The following is a 16,925-nucleotide window of genomic DNA, read 5'->3' as shown; positions in this document are numbered from 1 at the left end:
TTTATTCGTGCGTATTCGTGTTCATTTGTGGTTAAAAGGTGCATCATGATCAAGAAAGTTCTTATCCTCGGTAGTGCCGCCTTAAAAATCGGCGAAGCGGGCGAATTCGATTACTCCGGCAGTCAGGCGATCAAAGCACTAAAAGCCGAAGGCGTTTATACAATTCTCGTCAATCCAAACATTGCGACGATCCAGACTTCCGAAAACCTTGCCGACGAAGTCTATTTCCTGCCGGTCAATTCCGAATTCGTCGAGAAAGTTATCCAAAAAACACGCCCGGACGGCATCTTGCTCGGCTTCGGCGGGCAAACCGCGCTGAATACGGGCTTGGAATTGCATCACCTCGAAATTTTACAGAAATATGACGTGAAGGTTCTGGGAACGCCGATCCAGGCGATCATTGATACGGAAGATCGACGGCTCTTCATCGACCGGCTGAATGAGATCGACGTGAAAACGGCGCGCAGTCATACTGCTACGACCGTTGAAGACGCCGAGAAATTCGCTGATAAAATCGGTTTTCCGGTGATGGTTCGCATCGCCTACGCGCTGGGCGGACTCGGATCAGGCGTCTGCCGAAACCGAAAGGAACTGAACGACAAAGCACAAAAAGCGCTTCTCTATGCACCGCAGATTCTGATCGAAGAATACCTTAAGGGCTGGAAAGAGATCGAATATGAAGTGATGTGCGACAGGCTCGGAAACAGCATCACGATTTGCAATATGGAAAATCTCGATCCGATGGGAATTCACACAGGCGAAAGCATCGTCGTTGCGCCCAGTCAGACACTTTCCAACACCGAATATCATAAACTCCGCGAAATCGCAATCCGCGTGATCCGCCATCTGGGAATCGTCGGCGAATGCAATATCCAGTACGCTCTCGATCCAAAATCGGAAGATTATCGCGTCATCGAGGTTAACGCCCGGCTATCGCGAAGTTCGGCTCTCGCATCGAAAGCCACCGCCTATCCAATCGCTTACATTGCAGCGAAACTCGCACTCGGTTTTGGATTGCACGAATTGCCAAATAACGTGACGAAAACGACGACGGCGTTTTTTGAACCTGCGCTGGATTATGTCGTTGTCAAAATTCCGCGCTGGGATTTGAAAAAATTTCGGAAAGTCTCGCGACAAATCGGTTCCGGAATGAAATCGGTCGGCGAAGTGATGGCCATCGGACGAAAATTCGAAGAAGCATTGCAGAAAGGTCTGCGGATGCTGGAAATCGGCGCCAACGGGCTGGTCGGCAACGACATCGAATTCGACAACCTCGAAAAGGAACTCCGGGAACCGACAGAAGAGCGCATCTTTGCCGTCGCTAAAGCTCTGGAAATTGGGAAAACCGTTTCGGAAATTCACCATTGGACGCACATCAACGAATGGTTTCTCTATAAAATCCAGAATGTCGTCGAAATCGAAAAACAATTGATCGAGTCGCGAACTAAATCCATTTCAAGAGAACTTTTGGAATCGGCCAAAAAGCACGGCTTTTCCGACAAACAAATCGCTTTAGCAATCGACAAGACAGAAGCGGAAATTTCCCAACTCAGAAAACAATGGAATCTCCGACCGTTCATTCGTCAGATCGATACGCTGGCGGCGGAATTTCCCGCCCAGACGAACTACCTTTATCTCACTTACAACGCTGTTAAGGACGACGCGGCTTATCCAAATCCCAACACCGTCATCATTCTCGGTTCGGGCGCCTACCGGATCGGCAGTTCTGTCGAATTCGACTGGTCTTGCGTGAATGCCGGGCAGACGCTCCGGAAATTGGGTTACAACACGATCATGCTGAATTATAATCCGGAGACTGTCAGCACCGACTATGACGAATTCGATTACCTGATCTTCGACGAGATCAATTTTGAGAACGTGATAGAAATCTATGATTCATTCAGGTCGCTCGGCGTGATCGTTTCGATGGGCGGACAAATCCCGAACAATCTGGCAATGAAACTTTATCGTAACAACGTCCGCATCCTCGGAACATCGCCGGAAAGCATCGACCGAGCCGAAAATCGCCGTAAATTTTCCGATCTGCTTGACAATCTGGGCGTCGATCAACCAACATGGAAAGAGTTGACATCGATCGACGAGTCTAAGGCGTTCGCCGCCGAGCATGGTTATCCGGTACTAATTCGCCCTTCCTATGTGTTAAGCGGCGCGGCAATGGCGGTCGCTTCCAATGACGAAGAACTGGTTCAATATCTTCAGCGCGCAGTGAAAATTTCCCCGGAATATCCGACCGTCATCAGTAAATATTTAGAAAATGCGAAGGAGATCGAGATCGACGCCGTGGCACAGAATGGAGAAATCGTCCGCTACGCGATTTCCGAGCATGTCGAAAACGCCGGCGTTCATTCGGGTGACGCTACACTGGTTTTACCGCCGCAGAGGACCTACATGGAAACCGTCCGGCGCATCCGCATTATCACCGAAAAGATCGCTAAATCTTTAAACATCAACGGGCCGTTCAATATTCAGTTCCTCGCGAAAAAGAACGAGGTCAAGGTCATCGAATGCAACCTCCGCGCCTCGCGCAGTTTTCCATTCATCTCCAAAGTGCTGAAGGATAATTTCATCGACTGCGCCACGAAAATCCTCATGCGGATTCCCGTTGCCAAGAGTTCGCTTTCGCCGTTTGAACTGAATTACGTCGGCGTCAAAGCGCCACAGTTTTCCTTCACACGATTACAGGGCGCCGATCCGACTCTTGGCGTTGAGATGGCCTCGACAGGTGAAGTCGCCTGCCTTGGCGACGATTTCGACGAAGCTTTTCTCAAAGCGCTGATCTCCGTTGGCTATCGCCTGCCGATCAAAACGGTTCTGCTATCAACCGGCCCGATCGAATCGAAAGCGGAACTGCTGGAATCGATTCGCGCACTGAGAGATATGAACGTCAAACTATTCGCCACTACCGGCACGGCAAAATTTCTCGAAGCGAACGATATTTCCGTCGAATCGCTCTACTGGCCGCTCGAGAAAAAAGAACCGAACGCAGTTACCTTTATCAAGGAGCGAAAAATCGATCTCGTCATCAATATTCCCAAGAATTATCAGGAAAAAGAGCTCACCAACGGTTATCTCGTTCGACGCGCCGCGGTCGATTACAACGTTATGCTCATCACCAACCGCCAGATCGCGATGCGGTTCGTCGAGGCGCTGACGCGGATCAAACCGGAAAATCTCAAGGCGCTGAACTGGGGAGAGTACTGAGGTTATTTCAACGTGGAGCAACGCTGGCTACAGCATTTTCATGTCAGCAAATAGGCGGGTAATACGCGAATATCGTTCTGGGTGGAGAATTCATCCCTGATGCTCACAATATAACCTGCCGGACATTGGTATTCCTTACGGAATAAGTTTATCTGGCTGAGAATTTTTTGCTGTTTCTGAATTTTTGACTTTATTTCGATGGGAAGAAGTTCGCCCTGTCGATTCAGAACAAAGTCAATTTCATTTTTCGCGCGGGTTCTCCAAAAATGGAGAGACGAAGATGCGGGTTGAGTCTTGTAAAGTTGTGAAAACGCAAAATTTTCGGCAAGCGCTCCGGTGTCTGTCCTGAATTCCGGTTTTTGAAAATTTTCGAGAACGGCGTTGCGAATGCCATTGTCGATGAAAAAGAGTTTACTCGATTTTTTCAATTCAGTACTCTTATTTTGAAAAAACGGCGGGATGCGTTTGACGATAAATGATTCTTCCAAAATGTTGAGATAATTCAGGATCGTTTCATGATAAATCCCGACCTCAGTAGCAAGGCTATGAATAGAGAGTAGATTGGCGATGTTTGCCGCAAGATACCTAACCAGGTGGTTGAACTTATCAATTTTTTCGATCGTAAACATCGTGCGAATATCTTTCACGATATATGCGTTGACGATTTCCGTCAGATATTTGACTTTCCGATCGAACTGGTCAATTTTGGCGACTTCAGGATAGCCGCCAAACAACAGAAATTCATAGAGAAGCGGCAACAACTCGTCACGACCAAATCGTAATTCATCTTCCTTCCAATCAAAAAAATGACGATTCAATTTTTCATAGAGATGGTCTTTGCCTCTAAATAACAGAAATTCACGAAATGTAAGAGGAAAGAGGTTAAAAATATACTTCCTGCCGGCAAGCGAATCCTGAAAACCCGTTTGGATTTGTACGGACGATGAACCGCTCAGGAATAATTTGATGGAATCCGAATGGTAATCGACCAACAGTTTCAAAAGATTGGAAAAATCTTTCAGATACTGGATTTCATCGACAAAAATGTAGTTCCTGGTTTTGAGATCTAAGCCGTGAAATTCCAAAAACGAGAGCAGGTTTTGGACGCCACCCTCAAATACCTTTTTATCTGACATTTTTTCCAAATCAAAATAGTATCGATTGGACTCGGGAAAATTTGTCATCATCCGTTTTATCAGAGTTGTTTTTCCTACCTGCCTTGCGCCTAAAATGAAGATTGCCTGCTTGCAGTCAATGTAGGTCTCCAGTTCTTTCTCGATGTCGCGGTAAAACATGTGTACTCCGATTAATTATACTTAACGCGAACGAAATTTAGGTACCACCCGTAAAAATGTCTAAACATTTATTGGGGTCAAGGCGAAATATTGTTTAAAGATGCCCTGAAAACCAAAGAGGCTGGAGAATTCCAGCCTCTTCTATTTTCAGTTTAAACTATCTGTCTATTTCTGCTCGACAACGGCTTGAGCCGCGGCGAGACGCGCAATCGGAACGCGGAAAGGCGAGCATGAAACGTAATCCATGCCGACCTTGTGACAGAACTTGACCGATCTCGGTTCGCCGCCGTGTTCACCGCAAATACCAATTTCGAGTTCAGGACGAGCCTTACGACCGCGCTCGATGCCGATCTGGATCAATTCGCCGATTCCTTCCTGGTCGATCGACTGGAACGGATCTTCGGGCAGGATTTTCTTCTCGATATAATCCGGCACAAATCCGCCGATGTCATCGCGCGAAAAGCCGAAACCCATCTGCGTCAGATCATTCGTTCCGTAAGAGAAGAATTGCGCGACTTCAGCAAGTTCTCCGGCAACCAAGCAGGCGCGCGGAATTTCGATCATCGTTCCGTACATGTATTTAATCTTCTTTAAACCATATTTTTTCAGCGTTTCTTGATAGACTTCGTCGACAATTGTTTTCTGATTCTCGAGTTCTTTGGTAAGTCCGACGACCGGAACCATGATTTCAGGATACGGTTTTTTACCTTCCTTTGTCAATTCCGCCGCCGACTCGAAAATCGCGCGAATTTGCATCTTCGAGACCTCCGGATAAGTCACGCCGAGACGAACGCCGCGATGTCCCATCATCGGATTCGATTCATGCAGATCATCGGCGCGCTTTTCCAGTTCTTTCAGCGTGATGCCGAGGTCTTTAGCCAATTGTTCGAGTTTTTCTTTCTTTCTCGGAACGAACTCATGCAGAGGCGGATCGAGCAAACGAATCACGACGGGATAACCGTCCATTGCTTCGATGGTTGCCTTGATATCCTTTTTAACATACGGATAGAGTTCGTTCAGCGCTTTTTGACGTTCTTCGAGCGTATTCGATACGATCATCTTGCGCAATGCGAACAATGGCGCGTCGCTTCCTTCACCATAAAACATGTGTTCGGTGCGGAACAATCCAATGCCTTCGGCGCCGAATGCGCGGGCGCGTTTAGCGTCGGCAGGCGTGTCGGCGTTGGTTCGGACGCCCAGTTTCCGGATCGAATCACAGAGTTTCAGGAATTTGATCAGGATCGGATTCTCGGTGGCGTCGATCATTGGCAGTTGGCCTTCGTAAACGTAACCCTTTGTGCCGTTCAACGTGACAAAATCGCCTTCACTAAATGTCTTGCCATTTACCGACAGCGTCCGCTTCGCATAATCGACATGCAGTGCGCCGCAACCGACGATACAGCATTTTCCCCAGCCACGAGCGACGAGTGCCGCATGGCTAGTCATTCCGCCGCGCGCCGTCAAAATCGCCTGCGAAGCTCTCATGCCATCGACGTCTTCCGGATTGGTCTCTTCGCGAACGAGGATAACCTTCTTGCCTTTAGCCGCCCATGCAACCGCATCCGCCGAATTGAAAACGATCTGACCGCAACCGGCGCCGGGACCTGCGGGCAAACCCTTAGCCACAACGGCAAGTTTGGCTTCCGCTTTCGGATCAATGATCGGATGAAGCAGTTCGTCCAACTGTGCTGGCGAAACGCGCAGAACGGCGTCTTCTTTTGTGATCAATTTCTCTGCCAGCATATCCATCGCCATGCGAACGGCCGCTGGACCGTTGCGCTTTCCGACGCGGCACTGCAGCATGAACAGGCGATTATTTTCGATCGTGAACTCAACATCCTGCATGTCGTGGTAATGACTTTCAAGGCGCGTGCGATATTCGTTCAATTCTTTGTAGAGTTTGGGCATTCCCTTTTCCAGTGTGACCAATTCTTTGTTATGTTCGGATTTGGAATACTGGTTGATCGGCGCGGGCGTGCGAATTCCTGCGACGACATCTTCGCCTTGAGCATTGATGAGATACTCGCCATAGAATCCGTTCTCGCCGCTTCCGGGATTTCGACTGAAGGCAACGCCGGTGGCGCAATCTTCACCCATATTTCCAAAAACCATCGTTTGAACGGTCACGGCTGTTCCCCATTCGTCCGGAATATTTTCAATGCGGCGGTAACTGATGGCGCGTTTGCCGTTCCATGAAGCGAAAACAGCGCCGATTCCGCCCCAGAGTTGCTTCATCGGATCGTCCGGAAATTCTTTGCCAAGAACTTTTTTAATGGTCTTCTTAAATTCTTTGCAGAGATCTTTCAATTCTTCCGCGGTTAATTCGGTGTCAGAAGTATAACCTTTGGCTTTTTTCTTTACGTCCATGATGCGTTCGAGTTGTCTGCGAATGCCTTCGTCGTCTTTCGGTTCGATGCCTTCGGCTTTTTCCATGACCACATCGGAGTACATCATGATCAGGCGGCGATATGCGTCATAAACAAAGCGCTCACTACCACTCTGTTTGATCAAGCCGGGAATCGTTTTTTCGGTCAGACCTACATTCAGGACGGTTTCCATCATTCCTGGCATGGATTTGCGCGCGCCGGAACGAACGGAAACCAGCAGTGGATTTTTCTCATCGCCGAATTTTCTTCCCATGATCTTCTCGACTTTAGCCAACGCTTTATTGACTTCTTCATAGAGAGACTCGGGATATTTTTTCTTGTGTTGATAGTAATAGGTGCAGACTTCCGTCGTGATGGTAAACCCCGGCGGAACGGGAAGTTGCAGGTCGGGGTGTCCGGCCATTTCTGCTAAGTTGGCGCCTTTGCCGCCCAGTAGGTTTTTCATGCTTTCGTTTCCATCGGCTTTTCTGCCACCGAATGAATACACGAACTTTTCAATTTTCGATTTTTCTCTTGTCATAAGTTCCTCTTTATTATCGATTCATCATTTCAAAAATACGGCACGAAAATTACCCACAAACCGCCGGATTATCAAGAAATGGTTTTCAGTGAAAGCATAGACAGATGAAGATAATAGCTTACATGCTATTCTCATGTTCCACCCCTCAGAACCGCTATTTCTAAAAAGTCTCAATTCCTCGACGTTCCAGCAAGGCGCCTTCGGAAACATAGAGATTGACAAGTGCGGTCAGATAGGCAACCATTGTCCGCGCCTCGCTAAGTTGGCTGGAAGTGAAATCATTTTGTGCCTGCAGGACAAGAATGTTGGTCGATTTACCCACGCGGAATTTTTCCAACTCTGCGGCAAGTTTCTTTTCCTGCAGTTCACGGGTCATTCGAGTTGCTTCGATCTGTTGTCGGGTGCGGATAACCTCGGCGTATGCGGAACGAATCTCAACCTGCGCTAATTTTTCCATATTTTGAAAGGCAAGCGATTGCTGTTCGCGGGAGAGACGCGCGCGGGTGTGTTGCGCCGATGCCGTCCGGTTTGCCACAGGAATTTCCAGCGTCAGTCCGGCGCTCGCCTGATAGTATGGAGAATTCACGTCAGGATAGGCTTTATCGAATGATTTGGCGTAGGTCGTTTTTCCCAACGTGACGAAAAAATCCAGTTGAGGCAACAAACCGTTTCGCGTCCGCCTGACTTCCAGATCACCTTTCTGAAGATTAAGCCGAGCCTGCTCCAAATCCGGTCGATATTTCAGTCCAATCTGTTCGTGAATCGTCACTGACGCCAACGTATCGTTCGGCAAAAAAGGCTGATCAATTGGTTGAAATTGTTGTGACCATGACATCTCTTTCCCCGGATTCAGTAGATACATAATCCGCAAACGCGCTTGCTCGTGACGGCTCTGAACATCAATCAATGCGCTTTTCCGAGCGGCGAGTTCCGCTTCGACAGCGGCTAATTCAATTTCCGGGAGTTTTCCAACCTTGATGCGTTCCAGCGATTCCGATAATTGACGTTCCGCCAGTTCAAGCGAATTCCGCTGAATCGCGATCTCTTGGCCGGTCAAATACAACTCCCAGTAACTCGTTTCAATATCCGCGACGATAGATTCCGCAAAGCCCTTTAATTCGGATTGCGAGATATTCAGATCAATTTTTGCTTTTCAAAGCGAGGCAAGATTGACGCCAAACCCAAAACCTTTTAATAGCGGTTGCGTCACGGTTAAGCCAATAGTACCGGAAAATTGGTCGGTGTACAAATTCGACAAAGCACCCGTCATTCCGGTTGAAGCTGTTACTGCTGTTCCTGTTGGTAATATCTCCGAAATTTGTAAAGAATAATTAGAGCGGTTATCCTGAAGTTCTACGGGTGTCGGGCGCGTTCCCAACAGACGTTGTGATTTATTTTGACTTTGTGTTCCAGAAATTTCGAGCGCAGGATCAAAAAAACCTTTTTGCTCTTTTACGTATGTTTCCATGATTTTCGGTTCCAGTCGCTTAACCGCCACTGTCGGATTGTTTTTCAACCCAAGTAAAATCGCGTCTTGTAAACCGATTCGCAGTGTATCTGCCAGTTCCGGTTCAGACGCCAGCGCAGATATTCCTCCCATTATTAGACAGAGGAGAATTTTTCGTTGCAACGTTCTTTTATTTTTATAGCGCATCTAACCGCGCTCCTTTCGGATTCTCAGCCGTTGCTCGAAAACAGAATAGATAACCGGAACCAGTACCAATGTGATGAGCGTCGAGCTAAGTAAACCGCCAATCACGACGCGAGCGAGCGGAGCCTGTGTTTCGCCGCCTTCACCTAAACCAAACGATAGCGGTAATAAACCTAAAACCGTTGTCAACGTTGTCATCAAAATCGGTCGCAGGCGACGACTTCCGGCCGTCTGAACAGCATCGGTCAAATCCATCCCGTCCTGTCGGCGCAATTGATTCGTATAATCGACAAGAAGAATCGCATTGTTGACAACGATTCCGGCGAGCATGATACTACCAATAAATGCCTGCATGGAAAAAATTGTATTGGTGAGAATCATCGTCAGTGTAACGCCAATGATTGCCATTGGAATCGAAAAGAGAACGACCAACGGATCGACAAACGACTCGAATTGCCCCGCCATAACCATATACACCAGAAAAATGGCAAGCACCATGCCAACCAACAATTCCTTGAAAGCTTTTTGCTGTTCCTCGTAATCGCCGCCAAACTGGATCAGAAAGTCTTTTGGTATTGGTAAAGTGCGCAGTTGTTCACGGATGTCGCCAATGACCGATCCCATATCTCTGCCGGTGAAATTTGTTCCGATGGTGATGATTCGTTCTTGGTTCTTGCGTTCAATAGAAACCGGCCCTTCCTGATGAATCACCGTAGCAACATTTCGCAAGGCAACGGGATAACCCCGACTGTTCAAAACAGACAAATCCAGCAATTCATCCAAATCTTTTCGGTCCTCTTCGCTGAGGCGCACAAGAATTTTGTACTGCTTTCCGCCTTCGCGATAATAAGATGCCTGCGTCCCGCCGACTGCCGTTTGAAGCGCATCGCCAATTCGCGTTACACCAAGTCCTAAATCTGCCGCTTTCTCACGATCGATCTGAATGACCTGCTCCGGACTTCCTTCCTCGCGGCTGATTTTGGTATCGGTGACGCCTGGAACTTTTCGAATAACTTCATCGGCGCCTTGTGCAAGTTTCTGTGCCGTTTCCAGATCGTATCCACGGATTTCGACATCGACCACATTTCCCGAAGAAGTTCCCATTCTCAATATAAAGAGTCCCTGGCCGGCTCTCGTCCGAATCGTGACACCCGGTAGTCCAATAAGCGATTTTCGCAGGTCGTTTGCTATTTGTTCGCTACTCCGTTTCCGCTTATCACGAGAAACCAGTTGAATCCGGATATCAGACATGTGTCCTCCGGAAGAACCATAGCCGCCACCGCCAATATTTGATAAAACGGATATGGCTTCTAGTACTTGCTTTGAAATAACATCTTCGACAGCTTTAGTCGCTTGATCGATAAGTTCCAACCGGGTTCCTACGGCCATTTCCAGGCTGACCTGAACTTGTCCTTCATCAGCAGTCGGCATTAACTCGACGCCGATAAACCGCACCAGAATCACCGCCAAAATGAAAAGTCCCAACGTCACGATCAGAACTGTTCGTTTATGACCGAGAGCCCACCGAAGTATCCTTGAGTAATTTTGCTCCACTCGCCGGAAAGCGTCTTCACTCCATGAATAGAGCCGATGCAGAGCATTTTCGTCCTGATAATGTTCCGATCTCTGAAATTTGAGAAAGCGCGACGATAGCATTGGAATTAGCGTCACGGAAACAATGAGCGAACACAGCAGAGAAAAAGTGATAACATACGCCATTTGCTGAAACATAATTCCGGAAACGCCGCGAATAAAAACGACAGGAAGAAATACAACGATCGTCGTCAGCGTACTGGCAAGAATTGCCGACCATACTTCCACCGCCCCATCCATCGCACTCTGTTGGTATGAAGCGCCAGACTCCCGGTGGCGATAAATATTTTCGAGAACGACAATCGCAGAGTCAACGAGCATACCAATCCCAAGCGCCAGCCCGCCGAAAGTAATCGTATTCAACGTGAATCCACCGAAGTACATCAGTCCGAAGGTAGCAATAATTGAAATCGGAATCGCCGTTGATATAATCAGCGTACTGGAGACATTTCGCAAGAACAGAAAAAGAATCAGAACCGCTAAAATGCCGCCGATGAGCGCCGAATTGCCGACACTGCTGATCGAATTTTTAATGTACGTTGTGAGGTGTCCATTATCGGAATAAGTCGAATCTGTGGAATATCGCGGTTAATGCGTACCATTTCCAGTTTCACCGCATCGGCGACTTTTACCGTATTTGCGCCAGACTGCTTGTTGACAGCAATACGAAGCCCCGGTTTGCCATCAATACGTACCATTTGTAAAACTTCTTCCCATGAATCGATCACATCGGCGACATCGCGAATTTGAATCGGCACACCGTTTCGTGCGGTAATCACCGTATTTCGGATTTCGTCAAGACTAGAATATTCACCCTGTGTTCGGACAAGCACGTCGAGATTTCCCTTCTCATACAAACCAGCGGGAACGTTCCGATTTTCACTTTTCAGCGCGTTCAGAACAGATTCCGGTGAAATGTTCAGAGCCTTCATTTTTGCAGAATGTAAGTCAACATGGATTTCCCGGTAGAGTCCACCGCGAATATCGACCGATGCAACGCCCGGTGCTTTTTCCAGCCGATATTTGACTTGATCTTCGACGATTCGCCGCAACTCTAGCGGACTTAGGCTACCAGAAACGCCAATATTCATGATCGGAAAAGCCGACACATCAAACTTTCGGATCATCGGACGATCAATATCTTCGGGAAGCCGACTCATTACTCGGTCGATACGGTCGCGGACATCGTTCGCCGCGACATCCAAATCTGTCCCCCAGTTGAATGAAACCCGCACGACGCTTCGTCCTTCGGTGGAGGTCGAGGTAATTTCATCGACGCCCTGCACCGCCGCCAGCGCCTCCTCGATCGGGCGAGAGATGGATTCTTCCATTTCCTGCGGTCCTACATTTCCATAACTCGTGATGACCGTAATCGTCGGATAACTGATTTCCGGCATCAGATCGATGGATAACCGGCTAAATGACACCAATCCGAGCGTAATGACAATAAGATAAATGATTGTGGTTAAAATAGGTCGTTTAATTGGTCCGGCGGCGATATTCATTTCGATTTTTCCCCAATTTGCAAAGAATCAGGCGCTGATATTTCAATTGGTTTCATTTGGGGAAGAATCACCAAACTGCCATCTTCAAGCAAATGCTGACCCAATGTAATGACGCGCCCAGTAAGAATCGGCGCAACAATCTCCGTGTATTCCGACGTCACGATTCCGGTCGTCACGGAATAATATCGAGCAACGGTTGTTGATTCTGGAACCACGAAAATACCGACTCCTCCGTTGGAAGTCACTAATGCTTTACTCGGCACGACTTGCGTATTCGCTTTTTCCGCCGTGATGACCTCAACGCGGGCAAACATTCCAGGCTTTAGTTCATGCGTCTGGTTAGCCACTTCTACTTCCATCTGGGCAACGCGGGAGGCTTCTTGCAACATAGGCGCAATGCGGGTTACTTTACCCCAAAACGCCTTATTTGGAAATGCATCTACCGATACTTTTGCCGATTGACCGGAATTAATTTTTCCGTAATCTCGTTCGATCACCGTCGTCCGAACGATTACGCGGTCAATGCCAACAACCGACACAACGGCAGAATTCGCCGACAGGAGTGCGCCCTCATCAATATAACGTTCACCAATAAGACCGGGCTGAGAAGCGATCAGCGTTGTGTAACTCAAACGAATCTTGGCAGATTTTAATGCCGCTTGACGTTGTTCCACCTGAGCCCGTGCCAAATCGAAACGCGATTTCTGCGCGGAATAATTCGACACCGCGGCATCTAATTCGCTGGACGATGCAATGCCTTTTATCTGAAGAGACTCCACGCGGTCTTTTTCCTGTTTTGCCAAATTAAAATTCGAGCGGGATTCGCTTAATGAAGATTCGGCAATGCGCAAATTAGCTTCCGCTTCCAAAACGCCCTGCTGATATTCGGCATTGTCGATTCGGGCAATGATTTCTCCTGCTTTGACTTTGTCGCCGATCCGTTTTCGAATCTCAATTAACCGACCGGCAACTTTGGGTGAAACAACGTATTGATAATCGGGAAAAACTGTTCCTGTCAATTCCCGAACTTCCACGATGGGCGCAAATCGAACGCTATCCACCTCAACGGCTACCGGCAGTCGCGCCATTCGGACCAATTTCTGCTTGTTGGCTCCGGAAAACAAATTGACTAAACGCCAACCCAATAATGCCACCAAAACAATACCAATACCGATTAATATCTTTTTCTTCATCGATTGATCCTTAACTACATTTTAAAAATCCGTACACTTTGACACATCTCATCATGGAAAAGCGTCAAATGTTTCGTTAATTTTCTGCACGATTTGTCAATGTCGGCATTTTCCGGCCAACCCATTCACTGGTTACCGACAACCAGATTCATCCTAATCAAACCATTAATGGCAGACAAACCCAATCAAATTTGCTTAAACATGACCAGCTTCGAAGAAATCACCGACTCCCGCGAGGCTGACATGTTCGATGGAAACAATTAGTTTGTGACACGCTCTAACCGCTTCATTATCGAAAAGATAAAAACCGCCGAGAACAGACATGAGATGACAAAAATCGACCACAACTGCCAGAGTTCGAGAACACCCCAGAAAGTGCTGCCTACGAACAGCAGTTTATTGCCGACTGCGGTAGCCAATAACCAGCCGCCCTGCATGAGACCCTGGAAACGATCCGGAGCCACCTTGGATACAAAGGAGAGTCCCATCGGACTGAGAAACAATTCCGCGATCGTGAGAATTAGGTAGGATGAAATCAGCCAGTAGGGCATAATCCGCGATGAGTCGGGAACCTGACTGAACTTAATCGCACCGGTTTCATCAATGAGTTTTAATTCGTGAGGAGAAACCAGGTTCAGCGAGCCAATCAGAAGTACCAGGAATCCCAGCGCCGCGATCACCATACCATAGCTGATTTTGCGGGGAGTGGAAGGTTCCTTGCCTTTTTTATTCAGCCAGGAAAATAGTCCCATCACAACGAAGGTGAGTGAAACGATGAAAAGCGGATTGAACGATTGGAAAATCTCCGGCGCGATTGGATTCTGCGCTTCTCCCTGTTTGAACAGATAATAAATAACCGCGGCGCTGACGACTAAAAATCCCACTCCCGTAAAACGCACATTTCGGGCGTTTTTTCGCCCCAAGATTAAAACCAATCCGATTAAAAAGGCGATCAATGACAAAATATTTGGCAGTGTGAAAAACATATAGGTATATGGATCGACGGTCTTGACGGTATAGTCGCGGGCGAAGAAAGTCAGCGTCAGTCCGTTCTGATGGAAGGACATCCAGAAAAATATGACTACAAAGAACACCAACAAGAGCACCATGACCCGCGATTTTTCTTCTTTTTTTGAGATCAGTAAAATCCAGGTCACGAAGGTAACGAACAGCCCGATCGCGGCGCCAGTAGCGATGTCTTTCACCAAACTGATCAGATAAGCCACAACTGCACCAGCTACAAGGGCACTAATTATCGCCAGCGGTTTACCTGCCAACGAAACTTTTGAATCGCTTCCGGCCGTGGCCTTTTCTTTACTGGGTAAATATCGGTTAAAGATGATATAAACCACCAGTGAGATGATCATCGCAATGGCGGCGATCCCAAAAGCAAAATTGTACCCCGTGGAGAATACCTCGAGATAGTTATGAGCAAAGGCAGAAAGATCTGTCACAGGACCGCTCAGACTTACCCTGTTTGCCATGGTTTGCAACTCACCGGAATCTTTCAAAGTACCATTAATAAACTGGTGACAAATGGCCGGCAAACTACCGTCATGTAGTAAATTGTTGGACTTCAGCCACCAGTTTCTGATACCGGTCGCCGCGAAAGGGGCAAAGAAAGCGCCAACATTGATTCCCATGTAGAACAGCATATAGGCCGAATCGCGGACTTTGGAATATTTTTCATTATCATACATTTGTCCGACTACGGCTTGCAGATTGCCTTTGAACAGACCATTACCGAAAGCGATGGTGAACAGGCCGATGAGTGTCACGGTAAGCGACAAATCGGGGATTGCAATTAACAGATAACCGGCAAACATAACGATCTGTCCGAACAGTATCACCGTTTTGTATTTCTTGGTAGAATCAGCGATAATGCCTCCAAACAACGCTAGGGCGTAGATGGCAAAGTAAAACCAGCTGTAAATACTTCCGGCAGTATTTTCGTCCAGACCATATTTGGACTGAAGAAACAACACCAGAATTGCCATCATCGTATAAAAGCCGAAGCGCTCGCCCATGTTGGCAAAGAAAGCAACCGCTAAACCTTTGGGGTGGTTTTTAAACATTCTTCATTCCTCCTGATTGACTGATCATGAATATCTAACAACGAGAAAAACCAAAACAATTGCCGAAAATATAGTCGTTACGAAATCAAAATAAAAGCACATTGATCCAAAGGTATAAATTTGGGGTTTGAAATATGGTCCGATTTACCCTACTATTAATTTTTCAGAGAAACGATGTTTAATTCGACAATCTTTTGTGAGTCAAATTCGGGCTATTTAATCAGTATCATCCTTTTCATCTGTTCAAAATCGCCAGCTTTGATTTTATAAAAGTAAATCCCTGACTTCAATTCCTTGGCGTTGAAATTAACAATATGCTTACCAGATGGCATCCTTTGGTTTACCAGTGTTTTTACCTCCCTGCCAAGCAAGTCATAAATCTGCAGTTTTACAACACTCTCGACCGCAATTGAATAGACAATGGTTGTCATAGGATTAAACGGGTTTGGATAATTCTGAAACAAGGCAAAATCTGTTAATATTTCTCCAGGCATTTCGATAGCTGTGATTTGATTTCCGGTAATGAACGCCGCCGATTTCAAATTCATCTCCGGCTTTAAAATCGCGGTAGTCCCTGAAATTATCAACTTTGAATTTTTCACGGATTGTCTGTCCTCGATCCCCGCTATCATGGTCTTCATGGTAATGACTAAGGATAAGGTAATCCAGGTGAGAAACGCCATTTTTCTTTAATAAAGGAATAATCACGCTATCGCGGATAAAAGCCTTGCCACAATCTACGAGCATTTTTTTACCATCCGGTAATAAAAACAGCACCGAATTGCCGTGATTGACATCCGGAGCAGTAATTGTTAGCTCAGCCGGTTTTCTTTTGGGAACAACCTGCAAATTTAGCAACCCCGCCTCGCCCGAATTAAAATTGATCGCAACAAGCTGCTCACCATCGGGTAGAGTCGTCAAAGATTCGGCTGAGATTTTAACAATCCAGGCATCTTCTTCGTAGGGATAAGGCTCTTTGCTGAAAAACATTTTCCTTTTACCAGCAATCACTGATTTGACAGTCCGGCCATAAGCGTTAACCTTAACGTAAATATCTAGTGGAAAAGATATGTAAAAGACATTTCTCTTAGGCGTAATTTCTGGTTGAAGTGCCGCGGTAATATCGACCTGGCTGACCGGTGTATAGTTAATCTTCTTCCGAATCATGCCTAGTTATATTAAACTATGCTGTTGTAACGCCGCGAATCCCGATTATTCGGGAGGAGCGAAGTTACAACAGCAGGAAAAACGAAAGCCTGCCCGACATTCAGGCGGGGAAGAAGTCTTATGGAACCAGCTGAAAGAAAATTAGCCCAGAAGCGCTTAAGCGCCCTAGAACTGGCTAAAGCACTTGGAAACGTTTCCGAAGCCTGTCGCCAACGGGGTATTAGCCGGAGCCGTTTTTACGAGTACAAAAAGCGATTTCAAACCCATGGAATGGAGGGATTAGTTGATCTACCACCTATCCATAAAACTCATCCCCA

General features: G+C 47.1%; 9 protein-coding genes and 1 pseudogene. 2 read left to right on the top strand and 8 right to left on the bottom strand.

What is annotated here, in order from left to right; all coding sequences use genetic code 11:
- The first annotated feature begins 45 nt into the window (after positions 1–45).
- Positions 46–3,222: a carbamoyl phosphate synthase large subunit gene (locus tag COT43_01085; protein ID PIS30704.1), complete on the top strand. Its 3,177-nt coding sequence runs from the start codon at positions 46–48 to the stop codon at positions 3,220–3,222.
- A gap of 38 nt (positions 3,223–3,260) precedes the next feature.
- Here the strand turns inward: COT43_01085 and COT43_01080 are convergent, their stop codons facing one another.
- From COT43_01080 to COT43_01045, 8 genes and pseudogenes are all read right to left on the bottom strand, one after another.
- Positions 3,261–4,517: a hypothetical protein gene (locus COT43_01080; protein PIS30703.1), complete on the bottom strand. Its 1,257-nt coding sequence runs from the start codon at positions 4,515–4,517 to the stop codon at positions 3,261–3,263.
- 165 nt (positions 4,518–4,682) lie between these two features.
- A complete protein-coding gene (locus COT43_01075; protein ID PIS30752.1) occupies positions 4,683–7,403 on the bottom strand; it encodes a pyruvate, phosphate dikinase in 2,721 nt (906 codons plus the stop codon).
- Between the two features lie 181 nt (positions 7,404–7,584).
- On the bottom strand, positions 7,585–8,487 hold the full coding sequence (locus tag COT43_01070; GenBank protein PIS30702.1) for a hypothetical protein: 903 nt from the start codon (positions 8,485–8,487) through the stop codon (positions 7,585–7,587).
- A 90-nt stretch (positions 8,488–8,577) separates the two neighbouring features.
- Positions 8,578–9,078, bottom strand: a complete 501-nt coding sequence (locus COT43_01065) for a hypothetical protein (GenBank protein ID PIS30701.1) — start codon at positions 9,076–9,078, stop codon at positions 8,578–8,580.
- A pseudogene (locus COT43_01060) lies at positions 9,079–12,173 on the bottom strand (acriflavin resistance protein).
- Positions 12,170–13,366 (bottom strand): efflux RND transporter periplasmic adaptor subunit, encoded by a 1,197-nt coding sequence (locus COT43_01055; GenBank protein PIS30700.1) that lies wholly within the window; start codon positions 13,364–13,366, stop codon positions 12,170–12,172. Before COT43_01055 ends, COT43_01060 begins: the two are co-directional and overlap by 4 nt.
- 260 nt (positions 13,367–13,626) lie before the next feature.
- A complete protein-coding gene (locus tag COT43_01050) occupies positions 13,627–15,441 on the bottom strand; it encodes an MFS transporter (protein ID PIS30699.1) in 1,815 nt (604 codons plus the stop codon).
- Between the two features lie 212 nt (positions 15,442–15,653).
- On the bottom strand, positions 15,654–16,124 hold the full coding sequence (locus COT43_01045; protein PIS30698.1) for a hypothetical protein: 471 nt from the start codon (positions 16,122–16,124) through the stop codon (positions 15,654–15,656).
- A gap of 604 nt (positions 16,125–16,728) precedes the next feature.
- Between COT43_01045 and COT43_01040 the strand changes: the two genes are divergently transcribed.
- Positions 16,729–16,925, top strand: a 197-nt coding sequence (locus COT43_01040; protein PIS30697.1) for an IS481 family transposase, incomplete at its 3' end; no start/stop codon positions are given.

It is taken from the genome of Candidatus Marinimicrobia bacterium CG08_land_8_20_14_0_20_45_22 (assembly GCA_002774355.1).
Classification (GTDB): domain Bacteria; phylum Fidelibacterota; class UBA2242; order UBA2242; family UBA2242; genus 0-14-0-20-45-22.
Note: the sequence above shows the minus strand (reverse complement) of the source record. Positions and strands in the feature narration are given on the sequence as shown.

Excerpts from the sequence above, each read along its gene's own strand:
- COT43_01045 (PIS30698.1), bottom strand. The coding sequence starts at position 16,124 with ATGGCGTTTCTCACCTGGATTACCTTATCCTTAGTCATTACCATGAAG.
- COT43_01080 (PIS30703.1), bottom strand. The coding sequence starts at position 4,517 with ATGTTTTACCGCGACATCGAGAAAGAACTGGAGACCTACATTGACTGC.
- COT43_01065 (PIS30701.1), bottom strand. The coding sequence starts at position 9,078 with ATGCGCTATAAAAATAAAAGAACGTTGCAACGAAAAATTCTCCTCTGT.
- COT43_01050 (PIS30699.1), bottom strand. The coding sequence starts at position 15,441 with ATGTTTAAAAACCACCCCAAAGGTTTAGCGGTTGCTTTCTTTGCCAAC.
- COT43_01055 (PIS30700.1), bottom strand. The coding sequence starts at position 13,366 with ATGAAGAAAAAGATATTAATCGGTATTGGTATTGTTTTGGTGGCATTA.
- COT43_01085 (PIS30704.1), top strand. The coding sequence starts at position 46 with ATGATCAAGAAAGTTCTTATCCTCGGTAGTGCCGCCTTAAAAATCGGC.